This is a genomic window from Streptomyces sp. cg40 (assembly GCF_050320165.1).
GTDB lineage: Bacteria > Actinomycetota > Actinomycetes > Streptomycetales > Streptomycetaceae > Streptomyces > Streptomyces hokutonensis.
On record NZ_CP190128.1, the window covers coordinates 7,274,952 to 7,291,582 of the forward strand.

The 16,631-nt window shown below is 71.7% G+C and carries 13 protein-coding genes; 4 read left to right on the plus strand and 9 right to left on the minus strand.

What is annotated here, in order from left to right; genetic code table 11:
* The first annotated feature begins 122 nt into the window (after positions 1–122).
* A complete protein-coding gene (locus tag ACQHII_RS32760) occupies positions 123–1,001 on the plus strand; it encodes an alpha/beta fold hydrolase (RefSeq protein WP_427922650.1) in 879 nt (292 codons plus the stop codon).
* Between the two features lie 3 nt (positions 1,002–1,004).
* On the opposite strand, the gene fxsT is transcribed toward ACQHII_RS32760, so the two are convergent.
* From fxsT to ACQHII_RS32785, 5 genes are all read right to left on the minus strand, one after another.
* The gene (gene fxsT, locus ACQHII_RS32765) at positions 1,005–4,946 is read right to left on the minus strand and encodes an FxSxx-COOH system tetratricopeptide repeat protein (protein WP_427922651.1); all 3,942 of its coding nucleotides are present in this window, start codon (positions 4,944–4,946) and stop codon (positions 1,005–1,007) included.
* Entirely contained in the window at positions 4,943–6,274 is a 1,332-nt protein-coding gene (locus ACQHII_RS32770) for a TIR-like protein FxsC (RefSeq protein ID WP_427922652.1), read from the minus strand. The genes fxsT and ACQHII_RS32770 overlap by 4 nt, the downstream gene beginning before the upstream one ends.
* A gap of 105 nt (positions 6,275–6,379) precedes the next feature.
* Positions 6,380–7,213, minus strand: coding sequence for an AAC(3) family N-acetyltransferase (locus ACQHII_RS32775; RefSeq protein ID WP_427922653.1), 834 nt, complete (start codon positions 7,211–7,213; stop codon positions 6,380–6,382).
* Complete coding sequence (fxsBH, locus tag ACQHII_RS32780) at positions 7,206–9,374, minus strand: radical SAM/SPASM protein FxsBH, inactivated beta-hydroxylase extension form (protein ID WP_427922654.1); 2,169 nt, start codon at positions 9,372–9,374, stop codon at positions 7,206–7,208. The genes ACQHII_RS32775 and fxsBH overlap by 8 nt, the downstream gene beginning before the upstream one ends.
* 159 nt (positions 9,375–9,533) lie before the next feature.
* Positions 9,534–9,716: a hypothetical protein gene (locus ACQHII_RS32785; protein WP_427922655.1), complete on the minus strand. Its 183-nt coding sequence runs from the start codon at positions 9,714–9,716 to the stop codon at positions 9,534–9,536.
* Between the two features lie 214 nt (positions 9,717–9,930).
* Between ACQHII_RS32785 and ACQHII_RS32790 the strand changes: the two genes are divergently transcribed.
* Positions 9,931–10,851 (plus strand): DUF4231 domain-containing protein, encoded by a 921-nt coding sequence (locus tag ACQHII_RS32790; protein WP_427922656.1) that lies wholly within the window; start codon positions 9,931–9,933, stop codon positions 10,849–10,851.
* 54 nt (positions 10,852–10,905) lie between these two features.
* Here the strand turns inward: ACQHII_RS32790 and ACQHII_RS32795 are convergent, their stop codons facing one another.
* Complete coding sequence (locus ACQHII_RS32795) at positions 10,906–11,442, minus strand: hypothetical protein (protein ID WP_427922657.1); 537 nt, start codon at positions 11,440–11,442, stop codon at positions 10,906–10,908.
* Between the two features lie 160 nt (positions 11,443–11,602).
* On the opposite strand from ACQHII_RS32795, the gene ACQHII_RS32800 reads away from it, so the two are divergent.
* The gene (locus tag ACQHII_RS32800; protein ID WP_427922658.1) at positions 11,603–12,112 is read left to right on the plus strand and encodes a hypothetical protein; all 510 of its coding nucleotides are present in this window, start codon (positions 11,603–11,605) and stop codon (positions 12,110–12,112) included.
* An 81-nt stretch (positions 12,113–12,193) separates the two neighbouring features.
* On the opposite strand, the gene ACQHII_RS32805 is transcribed toward ACQHII_RS32800, so the two are convergent.
* Positions 12,194–13,033 (minus strand): DUF1932 domain-containing protein, encoded by an 840-nt coding sequence (locus tag ACQHII_RS32805; RefSeq protein ID WP_427922659.1) that lies wholly within the window; start codon positions 13,031–13,033, stop codon positions 12,194–12,196.
* A gap of 218 nt (positions 13,034–13,251) precedes the next feature.
* Between ACQHII_RS32805 and ACQHII_RS32810 the strand changes: the two genes are divergently transcribed.
* Positions 13,252–13,776, plus strand: coding sequence for a hypothetical protein (locus ACQHII_RS32810; protein ID WP_427922660.1), 525 nt, complete (start codon positions 13,252–13,254; stop codon positions 13,774–13,776).
* Positions 13,777–14,046: 270 nt separating this feature from the next.
* On the opposite strand, the gene ACQHII_RS32815 is transcribed toward ACQHII_RS32810, so the two are convergent.
* Both ACQHII_RS32815 and ACQHII_RS32820 read right to left on the minus strand, forming a co-directional pair.
* Positions 14,047–15,471, minus strand: a complete 1,425-nt coding sequence (locus tag ACQHII_RS32815) for a GAF domain-containing protein (RefSeq protein WP_427925462.1) — start codon at positions 15,469–15,471, stop codon at positions 14,047–14,049.
* Positions 15,468–16,508, minus strand: a complete 1,041-nt coding sequence (locus ACQHII_RS32820; RefSeq protein WP_019067023.1) for a rod shape-determining protein — start codon at positions 16,506–16,508, stop codon at positions 15,468–15,470. Before ACQHII_RS32820 ends, ACQHII_RS32815 begins: the two co-directional genes overlap by 4 nt.
* Positions 16,509–16,631 lie beyond the last annotated feature (123 nt).

The following is a 16,631-nucleotide window of genomic DNA, read 5'->3' on the forward strand; positions in this document are numbered from 1 at the left end:
CTGGTGCCGCCCGGGTGTGGGCCTGGGGTGAACGCCCAGGTGTGGTCGGGCAGTTGGGCTTCCGTGTCGTTTCGCGTCGCGGCCGTACGGGCAGACCACGGGCACGGGAGGGGGACTCGGCGGTGCCTGATCTGGTGGAGACGAAGGGCGGGCGGCGGCTGCAGGTGGAGGTCTCGGGGGACCCGCGGGGCCGTCCGGTGTTCCTTCTCCACGGCATGCCCGGCAGCCGTGTCGGGCCGAGGCCCCGGTCGATGTTCCTGTATCAGCACGGCGCGCGGCTCATCAGCTTCGACCGCCCCGGATACGGCGGTTCGGACCGCAGTCCCGGGCGGCGCGTCGTGGACGTCGTCGAGGATGTGACCGCTGTCGCGGACGCTCTCGGGCTCGGCCGGTTCGCCGTCGTCGGCAGGTCCGGCGGCGGACCGCACGCCCTGGCCTGCGCCGCGCTGCTGCCCGGCCGGGTGACCCGCGCGGCGGCCCTGGTCGCACTCGCGCCGCGGGACGCGAAGGGGCTCGACTGGTTCGCCGGGATGACGCCCTCGAACGTCCTTGAGTTCCATACGGCGTTCACCGACCCGGAGCGGTACGCGGCCCGGATCATCCCGCGTTCGGCGGCCATCCGCAGCCACCCGGCCCGCCTGCTGGAGGAACTGCGCGCGGAACTGACCGACGAGGACCGGCTGATCGTCTCGGACAACAGCATCCGCTCCATGCTGCTGCGCAACTACCACGAGGCGCTGCGGACCTCGCCGTACGGCTGGATCGACGACGCCATCGCCCTGACCAGCCCCTGGGGCTTCGACCCGGCGCACATCGGCGTGCCGGTGCTGCTGTGGCACGGCGCGAAGGACGTCTTCTCGCCCGCCGCCCACTTCTCCTGGCTGGCCGCGCGCATTCCGCGCGCCAAGGCCGTCCTGGAGCCCAAGGCGGCCCATTTCTCGGCGCTGCGCGCGCTGCCCGACGTACTGGACTGGCTGCTGTCGGGCACGCCCCGGGGCTGAGGGTCACACCGCGAGCGGTTCCAGGTCCCGGTACACGCGGCGCTCGTGCGTCGCCAGGTGGGTGATGCCGTTGTTCTCGCCGAGCTGCCGTGCCTGCCTGCGCAGTTCGGTCACCGCCTCCTGGCGCAGCACATGGGCCTCGTCGGTGCGGCCGAGCGCTTCGAGGGTGAGCGCGCCGTTGCTGACGACGGCCAGGGTCTCGGGGTGCTGCCGGCCGAGGATCTCGCGCAGCGAGTCGATGGCGCGCTGTTCCAGTTTCCAGGCCTCCTCCAGCCGGTCGGTCTCGGCCAGCACGATCGCGTAGTTGGCGGAGCAGAACAGGGTGTGCGGGTGGTGGTCGCCCAGCACCGTGTTCATCCGGTCCAGCACCTTGCGGAACACCGACTCCGCCTCGCCGAGGTCGCCGCAGCCCCAGTGGAAGATGCCGAGGTTGTTCATGGCGGTCTGGGTGTACGGGTGGGCCTCGCCCGGCACCTTCACGTACTCGGCGAGCACGCGCTGGGCGGTCCTGCGCGCGTCCTGGCGGTCGCCGGCCGCGAACATGTCGGCGGCGAGGTTCAGTTCACAGGCCAGCGCGTCCGGTGTGGTCGCCGCGTTCTGCTTGCGGTACTGCTCCAGCGTGGCCGCCGTCAGCCGCTGGCCCTCGTCGAACCGGCCCGCCCTGCGCAGCGACACGGCGAGCGACTTCGCGCACCGCAGGGTGCCGGGGAACTCCGGGCCCAGTGTGCGTTCGTGCTTGGCGTACGCGTCCTCCAGCACGGTCACGGACTCGGTGTAGCGGCCGACCTCGCGCAGATCCCGGCCGAGGTTCTCCGCGGACGACAGCGTGTAGATGTGCTCGGGGCCGTGGACCCGGGTGCGCCGGTCGAAGGTCTCCTTGTCGATCTGGCGCGCGTCGCTGTACCTGCCGACCATGCGCAGCGCCAGCGCCAGGTTGTTGGCCGCGTTCAGGGTGCGCGGATGCGACTCGTGGAAGATCTCGCTGAACCCGCTGTGCGCCTCCCGGGCCAGTTCCACGCCGCGCGTGTACTGGCCGAGGGCGGCGAGGTCGGTGGCGAGGCTGGAGGTGGTGACGTAGGTGTGCGGGTGGGTGCTGCCCAGGACCCGTCGCTGCCGTTCGCGCAGCGCCTCGTTGATGTTCTGCGCCTCGACGTAACGTCCCTGCGAGCGCAGCACGTTGGCGAGCTGGCCCTGGAGGTAGAGGTACTGCACGTCGTCCTCGCCGAGCATCGGTTTCCAGTGCGCGAGGAGGGTCTCGGCGAGCTGCTGGGCGCGGGGGAAGTCGCCGCGTTTCCACAGGTAGCGGACGCGGTCGATGAGCAGCCGGCGGGGGTCGGCCTCCGTGCAGTTGCGGATGTCCGAAGCCGACAGGTGCGGCCAGATGGCGTCGAAGCGGGGCCAGGACTCGCGGTCGTCGGTGGGTTCGTCGCCGTCGGGCCGGGCGCCCGCGAGCACGGTGTGCACCATGTGCCGTGCCGTGCGCCGCTCGTCCTCCGTCATCTGCGAGCGGATCACGGCCTGGACCAGCCGGTGGATCTGGACGGAGCTGGACACCTGGTCGACCTTGGCGAGCGCGAGCCGGCCGATCTCCCGGATCACCCGGCCGAGGAGCAGGCCTTCCTGGAGCGCGGGGTCGTAGGGCTTGAGCGCGTCGAGCATCGCCTTGCCGTAGAGCAGATGGGAGGAGATCGGCTCGGGGGCGAGGAAGGCGCAGAGCTGGAGCAGTCGTACCGAGGCGGGTGAACGTTCCTTCAGGCGCTCGATGGAGATGTTCCAGGTCGCGGCCACTGTCTCGGGGTAGTCGGCGGCCTGGTTGAGGGCGAGGACCGCGGCCGCCTGTTCGGTGAGCCGGCGCAGGTACTCGGCGGTCGGGGTGGCGGTCTCGGCCAGCCAGGCCGCGGCCTGTTCCACGGCGAGCGGGAGGTCGCCGACGGCGGTGGCCACCTCGTCGGCCTCCTCCAGGCTGAGCCCCGGGGCGCGGCGGGAGAGGTGCTCGGTGCTCTCGCGGCGCAGGAAGACGTCGACGCCGAGGGTGGCTCCCCGCTGGGACCACGACTGGTTGCGGGAGGTGACGAGGATGTGGCCGCCGCTGCCGGCCGGGAAGTAGCCGACGAGGTCCTCGGGGTCGTCGGCGTTGTCGAAGACGAGGATCCACCGCCGGGTGGGGTTCCCCTCGGAGAGCATGTGCACGGCTTCCTGGCTGGCCAGCGCCATGTCGTCGCCGCCGGGCGCCCCGATGAGGGCACCGAGTTCGGCGAGCGAGGCGACGACGTCGTCGACGTGTTCCGCCGAGACCCACCAGACCAGGTCGTAGTCGGCCATGAAGCGGTGCACGTACTCCAGTGCGATCTGGGTCTTCCCGACCCCGCCCAGGCCGAAGAGGGCCTGGGGCTGCGGCAGGACGACCGACATCCCGCCGCGCAGCTGTTCGCGCACCTGGTCGAGGATCGGGCCGCGCCCGGTGAAGGTGGTGTTGCGCTGCGGCACGTTCACGAACCGGGGCTCGTGCGCGGGGAACCGGGGTGCCGCGGGCCCGGCGTCCGGCAGCTGCACGGGCAGCTCCAGCGCGCTCAGCAGGGCGGCGGCGCACTGCGACTCGTCGGACCCCAGGAAGTCGATCATCAACTCCTGGTCCAGGTACGGCTCCTGCGGCCGGGCCTCGTCGATCCGCACCGGCACCAGCGTGCCCAGTGCCGGGGCGGAGCTCGCCAGCGCGCTCAGGACGCCCTCGGCATACCGCGAGTGCTGGAGGGCGCCGGACACCAGGACCAGGGTGCGGGTGGCGGGTCCGATGCGGTCGACGGGACCGTCGGAGAGCTCGTGCAGCGTGACGTTGCAGCCGGCCCTCTTGAGTAACGACTCCACCCAGTCGGCCCACATCCGGTTCTCTGCCGCGTACACGATGATCATCTCGGCGGTGGTAGCCGACGGCCGGCGCCGGATGAAGGCGTCGCGGCAGCGCTGCCGTACCGGTTCCGGGATGGTCGGCAGACTGGTGATCGCGCCGTCGGTGAGGACCGAGGTGAGCCGCTCGAAGGCGGACAGCAGGGACTTGGGGTCGCCCTTCTCGTCGCCGAAGGTGGCGAGCGTCTCCTCGTAGGCGTAGTAGGGGCGGTACGGGATCTCGACATGGCCCCAGTAGTCGGTGATCTCGTCGGTGCCCAGCTGCTCGCCCTGCCGTCCCTTCGGCAGTCCGGCGAACTTCAGCCGGGCCAGCGCGCGGCCCGCGTCCACCTTGTCCTTCTCGCCCTCGTCGATGCGCATCGGCACCGGGAGCACGCGTATGCGCCGCTTGCGGTGCTCGTCGCCGACGCTGTGCGCGACGTCGGCGGCGCCGTTGAGGGACTGGTCGCTCAGGGTGAAGCAGTCGACCAGGACGTCGGGCATCTGCAGGGTGCAGATGTCCGCGGTGTCCGAGAGACCGGTGCGGGAGTCGATCAGGACGTAGTCGTAGGAGCGCTTCATGCTGTCGCGCAGTTCGTCCAGGAAGGCGCCGCCGCCGAGCCGGTCGTAGAAGTTGTCCCACTCCAGGGAGGAGGCGGTCGCCGAGTAGGCGCGGAACTGGCGGCCCGCGGAGAGGAAGTCGAGCGAGCCGCCGTCCGGGAAGCTGAGCCCCAGCGGTTCGGGGGACAGGGAGGCGGCGTGCTGTTCGACGTCGGCGAACTCCCGGTGCCAGGCGCCGGTGCGGTGGGTACCGTCCGTCGCCGCCCAGGCGTAGTCCTGGAGGATGTTGAGGACACCCGTGGTGGCCGTGATCACGTTGGGGTCCAGGAAGGGGTGGAAGAACCGGTGCAGGCCCGGTGCCTCCAGGTCCCAGTCGACGGCGAGCACGCGTTTTCCGTTGGCGGCCAGAATCCACGCCGTGTTGGCCAGCGCCATCGTCCGTCCGGTGCCGCCCTTGTACGAGTAGAAGGTGATGATGCGTCCGTCTCGTGCGGCCGTCATGCCTCTCCCTTGTCGTCGTCATCCGGGTTCTCCGGACCGGGTCCGGGCGGTGCGGAAAGGTCCAGCAGCCGAGGTCGCGGAACGTGCGGGACCTGGGGCGGCCGGGCCTCGGCGTGCTTGAGGAACTGCCGGGTGGTGTGTGCGACCACGGCGGGCAGCACATTGGTGAAGGCCGTCAGGGTGGGGACGCCATTGACGGCGATGCGGTGGTCGCTGCGCCGGGCCCGGTCCAGGATGGTGGGCATCGCCCGCTCCAACTCCTCGGCCAGGCGCTGTCCTTCGGGTCCGCGGCACTGGATGTCGGCCCGGTTGCGGGGGATGATCGCGCTGAGCCAGGGACGGGCCGCCGCGTCGAACGTCTTGAGCCGGCGCCGGCGTTCCTCGTCGCTCAGCGCCCACTGGTCGACCAGCAGGATGCCGGGGCCCTGGACCGGGGGTTCGTGCGCGCCGGCGGCGAACACGTGCTCGCTGGTGTCCTCGTCGTCGAAGGAGGCGACCGTCACCCGGTAGTCCAGGGTGCGGATCAGATCCTCGGCGACCGCGGACAGCGGCCGGGTCGACTCCGAGTGGTACGGGTTCCAGCCCAGCGCGTCGTCGCCGTACGGCTGCCGGTCGCGGTGCCGGGGGACGGTGTCGCGGGTGGGCGCGGCCACGGTCAGGCGGATGTGGCGGGGGCCGGTGCCGGGTGGTTTGAAGGCGCTGGGGGTGGCCTCGTAGTCGCGGGGCCTGCTGGGCGGGAGGTCCGACTCGTGGGCGACCCGCACGATGCGCTCGGCGAGACCGAGCACGGTCTCCTCGTACTCCTCGCGCAGGCGCTTGAGCTTGATCAGTCCGTAGATCCCCCGGGTCGCGTATCCGCTGCCGAGACCCGAGTCGTCCAGGTGGATGTGGCGTACGGAGTCGGGCAGTTCGTTGAACTCGACGCGGGTCCACAGCGCGGGCACGATCGCGGACACGTCGCTCTCCCCGGTGGTCCTGGCGTGCAGCATCCGCTCGGTGAACGCGAACCACTCCCGGCCGCACATCTCGCTGGAGAAGTAGCGGGGAGAAAAGAGCGGTACGAACACCCGGCACGAGGCGAGGTTCTGGCTCAGCTTCTCGGGCCAGCCCTCCCCGGAGCGCATCTCCCGGTCCATGAAACCGGCGTTGGAACCGGCGGGCAGGGCGGTGAGGGCCATGATGTGGCTGCACAGATCCTTGAACAGGACACGCACCCAGTGGTCGGGGTCCCCGCTGTCCGGACCCCACGGCGGTGTGTGGGCGTAGGACAGGAAGAAGTAGGGCCTCTGGTCCGGAACGCGGCCCTGTGCCCGTTCAGCTCTGTCCACCAGTCCCCCTGCCTGCCGACAAGCCGCCGGTCCGCCCCGTCGGCGGCGCCCCTCCGGCCGGAACCAACAATGTGCCGGACCGGGCGCCCCTACGGTTCGCTATTTTCAGGCCAAAGGCTGGCGATATCTGGACATCTGGTCCCGGGCGTGACCGACCACGTCCCTTATTCCACACAAGGTGACCGTTTTTGACGCCCACGCGGTTCTGCGCAGCAGTTCTCCCGGCAGCCGGGCGCCGATCGCGCCGAAGTCGCTGTCGTCCAGGACGAGATCGCGGTACGCGACCCAGTTCCCCTCCTGCCCCAGCACGCACCGGTACGTCCGCCGGGCGGGCCGGGGACGCAGGAGGTAGTCCGTGCGCGGGCGCACCAGATACTCGGCGTAGTGGAAGGCGCTGCACACCTCGAACCCCACCCGCAGCAGCAGGATCTGGGCGTCCGCGGCGTACAGCCGCCGCATCGGCGAGAGCCTGCCGAGATGACTGCGCAGCGGATGCCGGTGGAGCAACTCCTCTGCCCGCGGCCCGAGTCCGGCGAACGAGGTCTGCGGATGCGTGCTGCGCACGGCGCCGGGCGTGGAGCGCACGCACTCGGCGAGCGCCCCCATGGTGGGGCACCCGGTGGAGCCGGGGTCGAAGGGCGGCATCGTCGCGCGGTACCGCGCCGCCGCCTCCTCGCTCAGCCCCGCGACGGCCGTCCGGTACGCCCGTGAGGTGTCGGAGTTCTCGGGACTGAACGCCGGCACGACCAGGGTTCCGTCGGGGCCGAGCGCGTCCCGTAACGCGTCCCGGACCTGCCCGGGAGCGGTCCCGGTGCCGCTCAGCGCCGCGTGCACCATCAGCACACCGCCCCGGCGGATGCCCAACGACCCCAGCAGGGAAGCGAGTTCACCGGTCCGCGAGCCGCGTCCGGTCGCGGAGGCGTACGACTGCTCAGCCATGGGTGTCCGCCCACTGGGACCACATCCGGGCCACCAGCACGGTGCCGGTGACGGTCAGTTCGCCCTCGGGCAGCAGGGTGAGCGCGGTCAGTGCGCAGGCGGTTCGGTGGTCGTCCGTCGCCGCGCCCAGCGCCTCGTCCGCCTGGTCCAGCAGGGCGCCGGCCGGGCTGCCCAGCACATGCAGGTCCGCCGTCTCGCGCAGGGCGGTCAGCCGGGCCCGGCGGCCGACGCGGGGAAGCTCCCGGGCGAACTCCTCGGGCCGCACGTCCACCGCCACGCCCAGCGCGCCCAGCCCGTGGGACCCGAGCCGCAGACCGCTGCCCGGGACGAGCGGGGTGAGGACGGTGGGGCGGAACAGGTCGGGGCCGGTGTGCCGCGCCGAGGCGTCCTTCTCCAGCAGTTCGTAGCCGCGGATCACCCGTTCCGCGAACGCTCCTGACTCCAGCGCCGGTGCGACGGGCACGGGGAAGCAGTCGCGGTAGGGATCCGCGTCGTCGATCAGCGGGCCGTCCTTCGCCCACAGCCGGCCGAGCGGGCGCCAGCGCCCGGACGGGGCCGTCCCGTCCAGCGAGACCCGGGTCCCCGCCGTGTTCCCGCCGCTCTCGCGCACCTGGAACTCGCCCGGTCCCACGGTCACTTCGACGCGGCCCGGGGCGTCCAGCCGGTAGGTGCCGAGGGCCGGCAGATGCAGCCGGGTGCCGGGCTGGTCCCAGGAGAGCGAGGTCCTGACACCTGTCCACAGGGCCGCGGCGACGGACAGTGCCATGAACCGGGCCGGATCGGGGGGACCGCCGAGGGACCGCTGGAGGCCGGTGCGGACGTAGGGGTGGGCGAGGACCTCGTCCAGCAGTGGGGAGGTGTCCCGGTCCCCGTCCACCGCCAGCAGAAGCCGCCAGGCCTCCAACTCGTCAGGACCACCGGCCAGTTGCTCCCTCGCCCGGCGCAACAGCACCCGGTCCAGGTCGAGTTGGGCCCATTTCAGCTGCTCGGTGCCCAGCACCGCCGGGGCGAAGGAGCGGTCGGTCACCCGGTCGGCGATGCCTTCCACCAACGAGCGCAGATCGCCGCAGAAGACGCTGGGGTTCCCGAACCCCGGTTCCACGCCCGGCTGTTGCTCCGAGCTGTACCGGTGTCCGTACAGCCCGCCGCCGCACGAACCCACCACGGGACAGCGGCGGCACGTGTCACTGATTCCCTCGATCCCCGACTGCCGTGCCTGCACGCCCTCGTGGGACGCGAACTCGGCGAAACCGTGCTGGAACACGTCGTAGCCGGTCTCGGGAGCGCCCGCATAGGCGGTCTTCAGCCAATCCGCCTGCTCGAAGGTGCCGTCCGTCTCGATCACGGCCAGATCGCTCGGCGCGAGTCCCATCGCCTCGGTCAGACTGGGCCCGCCGCGCAGGGTGCTGAGCACGGATTCGAAGGTCCGCACCGGCATCGGGCGGCCCTGCTGGTCCCAGCGGTCGAAGACCTTGAGCAGCCAGTCCGCGTACGGGGTTTCGGCGCCGGACGGATTGGGCGGCGGCCGGTCCCAGGTGGAGTGGGGGAGGAGGTAGTCGATGCGGGGCGGGGCGAGTTCGCTGAGGGCGTCCTGGACGGCGACCGGGTCGTTGGTCACGTCCACCGTGCAGAGCAGTCCGCTGAACAGGTGCCGGTACTCGGGCTCCTGGAGCAGCCGGATGCCGCGTACCACACGGTCGTAACTGCTGCGTCCCTGACGGTCCAGCCGGTGTCTGTCGTTCGCCGCACGGCCCCCGTCGAGCGACACGCTGACCTGGACCCCGAACTCCTTGCAGACGTCCAGGTGGCGGCGGTTGAGGGTGACCGCGTTGGTGTGCATGCGCAGGTCGAGCGAGGTGTGCGGGGAGAGGGTGCGGGTGAGTTCCGCGCAGATGTCCCGTAACCTCGTCGGGCCCACGAGCAGCGGTTCTCCCCCGTGCATGATGACGGAGACGGAGTCGAGGCCCTGTCCGGTGGCGTGGTCCGCGAGTCGGCGGGCGACGGCCCGCACGGTGTCGGGCCGGATGAAGGTGGGGCGGGAGCGCCAGCTCTGGTCGGCGTGCTGATACACGTAACAGTGGTCGCAGAGCAGATCGCACCTGCTGTGGATCTTGAGGACCAACTGTCTCAGAGGTGGGTTGTCGGCATCCTGACTCGTCACCGGCAGCAGTGTCGCAGATGGGGAGCAGAGGAAAGTACCGAATGGCACAACCCTGTTGAAGCATTGACGTCTGACGGCTCACTGACGTGGGCACTGGTGGTGGACGCGTCCGCCGGGCGCACCCACGTCAGTGTGAAGTTCCGTGGACGGCGGCCCGGATCAGGTTGCCGAGTTGAAGGTGATCGGACGGCGCGTGCCGTGGCCCGGGCGGTCGGTGACGCGGCCCGCGTTGTGCACGGTGGCGGCGGTGTACGGGTCGATGTCCTTCAGCGGGGTGGTGCGCCGGGGGGTCTGCCCGGCAGGGCTGGAGGAAGACCTCAGGTCATTGGTGACGGCGATCATGTCGGTTGGTCGCTCCGGTTCGACTGGATCGGATGGAGATTACGGGGGAGTCCAGCTAGCCGGTCGACTCGTGTTCCCGATGATGCGGACCATACCGGAGGAACGAGCCAAGAGGTGTCCCACATCAGGCTGGTTCCTGTACTCACAGAGTTCTTAGTCTGGATGCCGGGGCGCGCGAAACAATTCGGGGCGCGCAACGACATCGGGGGGCGCCATGGGGGCTGCTGCCACACCTGTGCCGAGCACCGTGTTGCACGACGAGGATCTGCCACCGCTGTTCCGTTTCAGTGATGAGGCGGCGTTGCACCATCAGAGTGACGCCTTCCGGGGGACCCGCACGCATCTGACCGTCCTGATCCTGGCCACCGCCGCCGCCGCGCTGACCCAGGCGGCGTCCGGCCGGGCGATGACGGTGTGCGCGGGCGTGCTGTACGGCGCGACCATCCTGCTGGGGCTGAGCACCTCGCGTCGCCGTGCCCGGGCCCGCTGGCAGACCCACCGTGCGGCGGCCGAACTGCTCAAGTCGCTGGCCTGGCAGTACATGGTGCACGGCGGCCCCTTCCACTCCGGGGTGCCGGACCCGGACGGCCTGTTCGCCGAGCGGCTGGAGGAACGTTTGCGCGAGCTGCGCAAATGGGGCTGGGAGGACTCCCGCGACGGCACGGGCGAACGCGGAAAGGGCCAGATCACGCCCCGGATGCGGGCGGTGCGGGCCAAGCCGTACACCGCGCGCCGGGACCTCTATCTGCGCGACCGGCTTCTCGAACAACTGCTCTGGTACCGGAACAAGGCGTCGAGGGCGTACCGCTCCGCCGCCCGCTGGTCGGCCGTCACCGCGGTCCTGACCCTGTTCGCCCTGGTGGCGGCCCTGCTGCCGAGCGCGGGCGCCGGACTCGGCGGCGCGGACATAGCGGGGCTGCTGAGCGCGGCGGCAGCGGCGGGCGTCGCCTGGCAGGAGGTACGCCGGCACGGTCCGCTGACCTACGCCCACTCCCTCATCGAACAGGACCTGGAGACGACCCGGATCGCCATGTCCACCACGGTGACCCAGGGCGGCTGGGCGGAGGCGGTGGAGCAGGCGGAGCGGCTGATGTCGCCGGCGCACACCGAGTGGCTGGTGCGGTTCGGGGGATGACGTGTCGTCAGTTCACGTCTGTGAAGGGCGGGTTGGTCCGGGACGGGGGGCGGGTCAGTCCCGCCGCTCGCCCGGCGGCCACACCACGGTGACCGGCACCCCGGTGCGCCGGGCGTACTCCACGACGTCGCCGGTGCCGCCCGGGCCGCGGGCCGGGCGGCCGTCCCAGACGGCGATCAGCCGGTCGCAGTGGTCCACGATCCAGCGGCCCGCGGCGAAGTACGCCTCCTCGTGCGTCCGTTCGGCGGGCAGATGGATGCGGGCCGCGCAGGACCTGAGGATCCTGCGGTACGCGGAGCGGACCTCGGCGCCGCCCAGATGGGCTTCGTAGTCCATGCCGGGGATCACCGCCGTCACGGACACCCCGTGGTCCAGGGCGATGTCGGCGAACAGTTGGTCGGCGCCCGCCGCGAGGCTGCTGAGGGCCGCCAACTCGCCCTCGGCGCCGGACAGTTGGGCCCGCAGTTCGGAGCGGACCAGGGGCAGTACGGCCGACGGGATCACGCGGTGTCCCGTGATGCCGATCCAGGTGGCGGTGACCCGCGGTTTCAGGACGGCGGTGTTGAGGGTGCGGGTGGTCTCAGCCGACATGGGAACGCCCCTCCCGACACCATCAGTACGCATACCATAACTCAGGGCGATGAAGGCGCACAGGGGGCGCAGGGGGTCACGGACGGTGTGCGCTCCGGGGCGTGGGGCGTCGAGGCCCGACAGGGTGAACGCCCGCCACGCTCCACCCGTACCCCCTGCCGTGACCCACCAGACACAGCAGCCCAACCGGCACCGCACAGCCGGCCTCCGTCTCCGCCGTGGCGCCGCGCTGGCGCTGCTTCCGCTCGCCGTGGCGTGCGGTGGGGGCGAGGACGGCGGCGAGGGGAGACGGAAGTCGGCCGCGCCCTCCGTGACCGCCGCACCCGAAGCCGGCGTGGTCGCGCCCGCGAAGGTCGAGGTGATCGCCGGGCTGACCGGGTGCACCGCCGAGATCCGGATCGAGGCGGAGGAGTTGCGTGAAGGGCAGTGCCGTACGAAGCAGGGCGACTACCGGATCACCACGTTCCCGGAGGAGCGGTTCAAGGTGACCTGGCTGGACACCGCGGCCGTCTACGGCGGCAAGTACCTCGTCGGCACCCGCTGGGTGGTCAGTGCGCGGCCGGAGCTGCTGGAGGGGTTCCGGGCCCGACTCGGCGGAACCGTAAGGGAGTTGAGCGGGGTCGGGCCCGCGGCGTCGCCCTCCGTCGGGCCCAGGGCGCCGGCCTCCTGAGCCCGGCCCTCGATCTCCTGACCCGGCCCTCGATCTCCTGAGCCACCCGTCCGCCCCCTGACTCACCCCTCCGCCCCCGAGTCACCCCTCCCTGCGGAGGTGCCCCAACACCTCCGTCAGCGGCAGGTCGAACCGGTCCTTGTCGTCGGCCCACCGGCGCAGCACGCTCGCCGCGCCCTCCGCCAGCTCCGGCGGCAGTTCCGCCGCACGCAGGGTCGCCGCGATCTCCTCCAACTCCGGTGCCCAGCGCCAGGCCCGCGCGGCGACGCTCGGCAGCTGATCGGTCTCGGCGAGGATGTTGGACGTCAACGAGCCCGCCTCCAGGGCGAGTTCGGCCGCCACACCGTGGCTCGCGGCGAGCGCGTGCGAGACGGCGGCCAGCACCCGGGCCGACTTCTGGAACGAGGCGTACGACATCTTCAGCGCCGAGGCCGCACCGATCCCGGCGTCGAGGGGCCGGGCCAGCACCTGGGTGCCTTCGAACAGCGCCGCCAGCCCGGCCACTTCCTTCCCGTCGCCGCTCAGATAGAGGCGCGGGGCGCTGCCCGGTCCCGGCGGGCCGCCGACGATCGAACCGTCGAGCATCGGCACCTCGTGCTCCGCGCACGCCGCCGCGATACGACGCGTCCGGTCGGGGCTGATCGCGTTGGCCTCGACGTACACGCCCCGGAAGGGGTGCGCGAGAACCTCGTGCGCCACGTCCTCCGCCGCGTGCGGCGGGCACACCGACAGCGCGAAGTCGCTTGCCGCCAGGGCCGATCGGAGGGAGTCGGCCGCCTCCAGGCCCTCTTCCCGGGCCCGTTGGAGACTGGCGGCGCTCCGGCCGGTGGGGACGTACAGCACCCGGGCACCCGCTAGGGCCGCCTGGCCGCCGACTCTCGCGCCCATGGCGCCGGGATGCAGAAGCGTCAACGTGGTCATGAGCCCCACGGTAGGCGGGGCCCGCGGCCGGGTCGGTGCGCGGTGCCGACAACCAAGCGCGGGCCATGACTTGCCCTCCGCCTGCCCCGCCGTACTGAAACATTCAACAAAAGGATCTACGTGACCGGCAAAGGGCTCTACCCGCATAGATGATCCCGGTGCTGTCATGCTCACGACTGCCCGGAACCCCTGCCGGGCGCCACTACGGGAGATCCCCCATGCCCCGAATATCCCGCTCCCTGGTCACCGCCCTCTCCTCCCTCGCCCTCGCCGCCGCCGGTCTCACGGTCGCCGCGGGCACCGCGCACGCACAGAGCTGCAGCCAGGCCTACCTCCCGCTCCCCGACCCCAGTTGCCAGCCCGGTGCCTTCAACCCGGACGTCACCCAGTCCACCATCGACACCACGATCTGCGTCTCCGGGTGGACCGCGACCGTCCGGCCGTCCAGCTCCTACACCACCGCGCTGAAGAAGACCCAGATCGTCGAGTACGGCTACACCGACACCAGCACCTCGGACTACGAGGAGGACCATTTCGTCCCCCTCGAACTCGGCGGCTCCCCCAAGAGCGCGCTCAACCTCTGGCCCGAGCCCGAGTACGGCACCAAGACCGCCGCCAACAAGGACACCGTCGAGAACAAGCTCAAGAAGGCCGTCTGCGCCGGCACCGTCACGCTCTCCCAGGCCCGGAACGCGATCCTCACCGACTGGACGACCGCGCTGTCCGACCTCGGCCTGAGCTGATGTCCCTCGCATGACTCAGGGGCCGGTCTCCTCCCCCGGGAGTAGCCGGCCCCTCCCTGCTCCTTCTCGGGAGGCAGACCAAGTGCCTCCGCAAGGGCGATGTTCTTGGGCGTCGCGAGGAAGAGTGTGGGGCATAGGAGAGGGGCATAGGAGATATGAGCCTCGGGAGGGCGCCATGAACCGACAGATCCGTGTTCGCGTGATTCGCCGGCCCGCCACGCCCCGCGACGACACCATCGACCGCAGGACGCCGTCGGGGCGGATCCTGCCCTACTGACTCCCGGGTTGCAGGGGCGACCGCCAACTCACGGTCGTGCCCTGGCCGTCGTACACCCTCAGCCGTACGGCGTCCCGGCCGTCCGGCAGCGGAGTCGTCACGTCGACCGTGATCTCCAGGCGGGAGACGTCTGTGCGGCCGGACGCGGCGGCCAGGGTGCGGCGCAGGGCGGCGAGGAGCCGGGTCGCCACCTGATCGGGGACGAGGGTGTCCACCGGGCCCTGGAAGCGGGTCGAGGGCCGGCTCGCGAGGGTGGCCGCCGCCTCCCGAAGTACCCTGCCCCGCAGGCTCGTCGGGGCCTCCGCCGGCGGTTGTTGCAGGGCGAAGATCGCGGTGCGGACCTCCTGGACCGTCGACTGGAGTTCGTCGACGGCGCGTCCGAGGGCCTCGTGGGCGGGGTCGTCCGGTCCGCCCCTGCGCTGCGCGGACTCCAGCAACATGCCGGTGGCGAACAGCCGTTGGATGACCAGGTCGTGCAGGTCGCGGGCGATCCGGTCGCGGTCCTCGTAGACCGCGAGGCGTTCCCGGTGGTGTCGGGCGTCGGCCAGGACCAGGGCGAGTGCGGCCTGGGACGCGAACTGCGTTGCCAGCGACCGCTCCACGGCCGTGTAGGGGCGGTCGCCCGGGCGGCGGGGGAGGGCGAGCGTGCCGATGAGACGGCCCTCGGCCTGGAGCGGCAGCATCATGCTGGGCCCGAACCGGTGCCGTACATGCGTCGTCATGCGCGGGTCGGTCGCCGAGTCGTCGATGAACACCGGTTCGCCGCCCAGGAGTTGGACGAGGACGGGGCTGCCGGGCGCGATGGTCGTGCCGACGATGTCGCCCGGGTCCTCGAAGGTGGAGGCGGTGACGATCTCCATGCCGCCGGTCGGGGTGGGCTGGAGGATGACGCCCGCCGCCGCGTCGGCGAGTGCCCGGGCGCCCTCCGCGACCGTCCCCAGCGCGTCGGCCGCGCTCTCGCCGGTGAGCAGCGCGGTGGTGACGGCCGCCGCGCCCTCGATCCAGCGCTCGCGCTGCCGGGCCGTCTCGTACAGGCGGGCGTTGCCGATCGCGATACCGGCCTGCGCGGCGAGGACGTGCAGCAGTTGTTCGTCCTCGGCGGTGAAGGGGGCGTCGGGTTGTCCGCCGGCCAGGTGGAGGTGGCCGAACACCTCGTCGTGCACGTGGATCGGCACGCTGAGCATTCCCGCGGGCGGCGGCTCGGTCCCGCCGGCGCGGATCTCGGTGAGGCCGTCCTGCCCAGGGTCCGTCGTGCAGAGCGCCGCGTACCGTGCGCCGGTCAGCTCGGCGGCGCCGTCCACGATGTGCTGGAGGGTGGTGCGCAGTTCGAGCTCGGAACCGACACTCAGGACGGCTTCGAGGAGACGGGAGAGGTCGGGGACACCGTCGCGCGGGCGGTCGTCCGGGTCCGGGCTCAGGCGGTCGCCAGCGGGTCCAGGACCAGCGGCTCGATCTTGCCCTCCAGCATGTAACCGAGGCCCTGTACGGCGCACACGTCGGGCCGCTCGGCGATGTGCACCGGCATGCCGGTCGCCGCGCGCAGCATCTGGTCGAGGCCGGGGAGCAGGGCGCTGCCGCCGACCATCATGATCCCGCGGTCGGCGAGGTCGGCCACCAGGTCCGGCGGGCAGTTGCGCAGCACCCGGCCGATGCCGTCGAGCACGGCGGTCAGCGGGGTCTCGATCGCGTCCCGTACGGCGGCGGTGTCGACCTGCACGGAACGGGCGAGACCGGTCGCCACGTCCCGCCCGTGGATCTCGGTCAGGGCCGGGCCGTGCGGGGTGAGACCGTTGCCGGACAGCGCGAGCTGGAGCGGTCGTACGGACTGGCTCGGGAGCATCAACTCGTGCTCGTGGCGCAGGTGTTGGACGATCGCGTGGTCGACGGCCTCGCCGCCCACCGGGATGCGTTCGGCGGTGACGATCGAACCGAGGGAGAGCACGGCGACCTGGGTCGCGGCGGCCCCGCACACCATGATCATGGTGGCCTCGGGCCGCTCGACGGGGAGCCCGCAGCCCACGGCGGCGGCGATGAGGGTGTCGACGAGTTCGACGCGCCGCGCGCCCAGCCCGACCAGCGTCTCGATCGCGGCCCGCTGCGCCAGCGGATCGGCGTCGTGCGGGGTGCAGGCGGCGGCCCGCAGCCGGGGCTTGCGGCGCAGCGCGCGGCGCACCTTGTCGCCGATCAGGTGCCGCAGCATGCGCTGCGCCATCTCGATGTCGACGACGGTCCCGCCGGAGACGGGCCTGACCACGCGAATGTAGTCGGGCGTGCGGCCGGTCATCTTCTCGGCGAACTCCCCTACGGCGATCAGCGCGCCGGTCCGCGTGTTCACGGCGGCGGCGGACGGCTGGTCGACGACGAGCCCGGCGCCCTTGACGTAGACACGGGTGCGGGCGGCTCCCAGGTCGACGGCGAAATGGCAGCGTCGCAACTGCTCCAGACTGACGGTCATGGAAGGTTCTCCCGAGAGCGGACCGGGGCGTCGCCGGGCGGCGGGCCTCTATCGCATCGTGCGGGGACCGGGCGGTCGGCGCGCCTTGTGGTGGGCCGGGCGGGGTGCGGCTGAATGGGGGTA

Coding starts and splice junctions, on each gene's coding strand:
- fxsT (WP_427922651.1), bottom strand. CDS start 4,946: ATGACGGCCGCACGAGACGGACGCATCATCACCTTCTACTCGTACAAG.
- ACQHII_RS32820 (WP_019067023.1), bottom strand. CDS start 16,508: ATGACCGTCAGTCTGGAGCAGTTGCGACGCTGCCATTTCGCCGTCGAC.
- ACQHII_RS32790 (WP_427922656.1), top strand. CDS start 9,931: ATGGGGGCTGCTGCCACACCTGTGCCGAGCACCGTGTTGCACGACGAG.
- ACQHII_RS32785 (WP_427922655.1), bottom strand. CDS start 9,716: ATGATCGCCGTCACCAATGACCTGAGGTCTTCCTCCAGCCCTGCCGGG.
- ACQHII_RS32795 (WP_427922657.1), bottom strand. CDS start 11,442: ATGTCGGCTGAGACCACCCGCACCCTCAACACCGCCGTCCTGAAACCG.
- ACQHII_RS32810 (WP_427922660.1), top strand. CDS start 13,252: ATGCCCCGAATATCCCGCTCCCTGGTCACCGCCCTCTCCTCCCTCGCC.
- ACQHII_RS32775 (WP_427922653.1), bottom strand. CDS start 7,213: ATGGCTGAGCAGTCGTACGCCTCCGCGACCGGACGCGGCTCGCGGACC.
- ACQHII_RS32805 (WP_427922659.1), bottom strand. CDS start 13,033: ATGACCACGTTGACGCTTCTGCATCCCGGCGCCATGGGCGCGAGAGTC.